Source organism: Micromonospora sp. NPDC051296 (assembly GCF_040682255.1).
GTDB lineage: Bacteria > Actinomycetota > Actinomycetes > Mycobacteriales > Micromonosporaceae > Micromonospora > Micromonospora craterilacus.
On the sequence record NZ_JBFBAO010000503.1, the window covers coordinates 1 to 3990 of the forward strand.

Here is a 3990-nt window from a genome sequence, read left to right on the forward strand (position 1 = left end):
CACCTCGTGCAGATGTTGCAGGGCCTGGCGGTACGAGGCGACGAGACTGGTCTGTTCGTAGGCGACGCCGATCTCGGCGCAGTAGGCCTGCACGATCGGTTGGGCCTTGCGCAGGTTGGGCGTCGGCATTCCGGGGAACAGGTGGTGCTCGATCTGATAGTTCAAACCACCGAGCGCCGCGTCGGTCAACCAGCTGCCGCGGACGTTACGGGAGGTCAGCACCTGCTTGCGCAGATAGTCCTCGTCGCCGGTCGGGTGCGGCATGCCCTTGTGGTTGGGGGCGAACGTCATACCCAGGTAGACGCCGAACAACGCCTGGTGTAGCAGCAGGAAGGCGACGGCCTGCGGCGGCGAGAGGACGACCAGCAGCGCTGCCAGGTAGCCGACGGCGTGCAGGATCAGCAGTGCGCTCTCCACACCGCGCCGTTTCACCGTGCCGTTGCGCAACGCCTTGACGCTGGACACCTTCAGGCTGACGGCGAGCAGCGTGAGCAGCGGGAAGAACAGCGCGGCCTGGTGCCGGGTGATGAAGCCCTTCAGCCCGCGCCGGCCGACGGCCGACTCGGTGGCCCAGACGAGCACCTCGGGGGCGACGTCCGGATCGAGGTCGTCGTGGTTGGGGTTGTTGTGGTGCCGGGTGTGCTTGTCCATCCACCAGCCGTAGCTCATCCCGACGCCGAGATTGCCGGCCAGCAGCCCGGCGACTTCGCTCGGGCGTTTGGTGCGGAACACCTGCCGGTGCGCCAGATCGTGCGCCACGAGTGCGACCTGGGCGAACGTGACGGCGAGGAACACGGCGGTGAGCAGCTGCCACCAGGAGGAGCCGATGACGAAGAAGGCTGTCCAACCGCCGAGGAACATGAGCGTGATGACGCTCAGCCGGAAGATGTAGTAGGCGGGCCGGCGGCGCATCAACCCCGCGTCGATGATCCGGCGGGACAGGACGGCGAAGTCGCTGCCGGCCGTCGTCTGCGCCGGCCTCATGGTGGTCGTCATGGCTCCAGCACACCGCCCGACGACGGTGTCGTCAGGAGCGCTAGCCCCCTCCGCAGAAGGGGTGCTAGCCCCTCCGCAGAAGAGGTGCTGGCACCACCGCCGAGCGGTGACCTCGCCGGCACAATACGACGTGTGGACATGGCTGGGGCTGGTAACTCGACGTACGGGTGGGTCTGGCGAGGTGTGCGCGCCGTGCTGGCCGGCCTGGCCGCGATCGGCCTGGCGCTGACCAACATCGCGCTGCTCGGCGTATCGGTCGTGGTGTTTGCCCTGGTTCCGGTGCCGTTCCTCGGCATGGCGCTGGTGCCCTGGACGATGACGCTGGTCCGAAAGCGGGCGGACCTTGAACGCAGGCGTGCCGCACGGGCCGGCGTCCTGGTGCCGCGCCCCTACCAACCGCCGCCGGAGCGGGGCATCCCTGGCGGCTGGCGGCGTTTCCGGTGGATCGTCACGGACCCGGCCACCTGGCGTGACCTCGCCTGGCTCCTGCCCGGCGCGATCGTCGCGATCACCCTCGGCCTGATCTCGCTGGCCGTGCCGCTGTACGGGATCGTGGGTCTGACGCTGACGCCGTTGTGGATCTGGCTCGGCACCGACTGGTACGGCTACGGCGCCGTCTGGTCCATCGACACGTTCAGCGAGGGCCTGATCAGCCTGCCGCAGGGCGCCGCCATCCTCGCCGGTGGCCTGTGGGCGGCGCCGTGGATACGGCGCGTCGACGCGTACTTCGCCCGTCTCCTCCTGGCACCGACCAGGGCCGCCGAACTTCGGCTGCGCGTCACCCAGCTGACCGTGACGCGCGCCGACACGGTCGACGCCCAAGCGGCCGAGCTGCGCCGCATCGAGCGCGACCTGCACGATGGCATCCAGGCACGGCTCGTCTCGCTGGGCATGATGATCGGTCTCGCCGACGAACTGATCGACCGGAACCCGACCGCAGCCCACGAGATGCTCGCCGAAGCGCGTGAATCGAGCGGCACCGCGCTGGTCGAGCTGCGGCACCTCGTCCGCGGCATCCATCCGCCCGTGTTGGCGGAGCGTGGACTGGGTGGTGCGGTGCGGGCGCTGGCGCTCAGCCTGCCGGTGCCGATCACGGTCGATGTCGACCTACCCGGCCGACTCGACACACCTGTCGAGTCGGCTGCGTACTTCGCGGTCGCCGAGACCCTGACCAACCTGGTCCGGCACAGCCGCGCCCACACCGGATCGGTGTCCCTGCGACAGGCGGACAGCGCGCTGACCATGGTGGTCACCGACGACGGGGCGGGTGGCGCCGACCCCGTCGCCGGTACCGGTCTGCGGGGCATCGAACGCCGCCTCGCCGCCTTCGATGGCACGATGGCCCTGTCGAGCCCGCCCGGGGGGCCCACCGTGATCACCATGGAGTTGCCGTGCGCGTTGTCATCGCCGAGGACCACGCACTCCTCCGGGACGGGTTGACCCGGATCCTGCGGGCCTTCGACTTCGACGTCGTCGCGGCCATCGACAACGGCCCAGCCCTGCTGCCCGCCCTGGTCACCCACCAGCCTCAGGTGGCGGTCGTCGACGTCCGCCTCCCGCCGACGTTCACCGACGAAGGTCTGCAAGCCGCGATCGCGGCCCGTACGCAGATGCCCGGCCTGCCGATTCTCGTGCTCTCCCAGCACGTCGAGCCCATGTACGCCCGCGAGCTGCTCGGCACTCCGCAGGGCGGAGTGGGCTACCTGCTCAAGGATCGGGTGTCCAACGTCGGCGAGTTCGTCGATGCCATCCGCCGGGTCGCCGCCGGCGGCACTGCCATGGACCCGGAAGTGATCTCACAACTCCTCGCCCGCCGAGAGCCACTGGCGGTGCTCACCGCCAGGGAACGGGAAGTGCTCGGTGAAATGGCTGAAGGCCGCTCCAACGCTGCGATCGCGGCCAAGCTTCGCATCACCGAGAAAGCGGTGAGCAAGCACATAAACAACATTCTCACCAAACTTGACATGCCGCCCTCCGACGACGACAACCGCCGTGTCCTTGCCGTCCTGGCATATCTCAACGCCTGAAGGCGGCCGGCCGCGATCAGAGACATGATGGCCTCCACCGGAGACACTCGGACGATCGACCGGCACTGCCGGGCCGTCAGTGTCGGAAGCTCCAATGTTTGTGTGGTCGATGTCGCTGTTCGGCCGCCGATGGGGCCGAGTCGGCTCGGTCGGCAGTGCGGTATGCCGGCCAGGGGAGGGCAACCCCCAGTGGCGCTACGCCGGCCGAAGGGCCGACGGGCAACCCGACGTTTCGGTTGACGTGGCCGGATCAGGAGGCAACCCTACGCGCAGGTACGCTGGGAGACATCGGATGTTCTACCAGGGGAGGCGCGGTGCCGGTCACCGACGAGGCGATCGAAAAGATCAAGGCGATGATCGTCCAGGGCGAGCTCGCCCCGGGCTCGCGCCTGCCCAGGGAGGCCGACCTCGCCGAGCGGCTGGGGCTGTCCCGCAACTCCCTGCGGGAGGCGGTGAAGGCGTTGTCGCTGATCAGGGTGCTGGATGTCCGTCAGGGCGACGGCACCTACGTGACCAGCCTGGAACCCGACCTGTTGCTGGACGCGATCGGGTTCGTCGTCGACTTCCACCAGGACGACACGGTGCTGCAGTTCCTTGAGGTGCGGCGAGTGCTCGAACCCGCCGCGACCGAGCTGGCCGCGATGAGGATGACCGACGAGGAGATCGCCGGGCTGCGCGCCATTCTCGCCGAACTGGGCGACTCGCCGTCCGTCGAGGCGCTGGTGGCCAATGATCTCCGGTTCCACGGCCACATCGCCGCCGGCTCCGGGAACAAGGTGTTGTGTTCGTTGATCGACGGCTTGTCCGGCCCGACCACCCGTGCCCGGGTCTGGCGCGGGTTGACGCAGGAGGGCGCGGTGCGTCGCACCCGGGAGCAGCACGAGGCGATCTGCGAGGCGATCGAGGCGCGTCAACCGGGGGTGGCGCGGGCCTGGGCGACCGTGCACATCGCCGGCGTCGAGCAGTG

4 protein-coding genes are annotated in these 3990 nt (G+C 69.1%); 3 read left to right on the plus strand and 1 reads right to left on the minus strand.

All coding sequences use genetic code 11. The annotated features are described in order from the left end of the window. Window positions 1-996: acyl-CoA desaturase (locus AB0M52_RS31805; protein ID WP_363961360.1), on the minus strand; the 996-nt coding region annotated here is incomplete at its 3' end. Between the two features lie 138 nt (window positions 997-1134). Here AB0M52_RS31805 and AB0M52_RS31810 point away from each other — a divergent pair. The 3 genes from AB0M52_RS31810 to AB0M52_RS31820 form a co-directional block, all read left to right on the plus strand. Next, the gene (locus AB0M52_RS31810) at window positions 1135-2436 is read left to right on the plus strand and encodes a sensor histidine kinase (protein ID WP_363961362.1); all 1302 of its coding nucleotides are present in this window, start codon (window positions 1135-1137) and stop codon (window positions 2434-2436) included. Then, window positions 2388-3023, plus strand: a complete 636-nt coding sequence (locus AB0M52_RS31815) for a response regulator transcription factor (protein WP_363961364.1) — start codon at window positions 2388-2390, stop codon at window positions 3021-3023. The genes AB0M52_RS31810 and AB0M52_RS31815 overlap by 49 nt, the downstream gene beginning before the upstream one ends. A 314-nt stretch (window positions 3024-3337) precedes the next feature. Then, the coding region (locus tag AB0M52_RS31820; protein WP_363961366.1) for a FadR/GntR family transcriptional regulator at window positions 3338-3990 on the plus strand (653 nt) is incomplete at its 3' end.

Excerpts from the sequence above, each read along its gene's own strand:
- AB0M52_RS31810 (WP_363961362.1), top strand. The coding sequence starts at position 1,135 with ATGGCTGGGGCTGGTAACTCGACGTACGGGTGGGTCTGGCGAGGTGTG.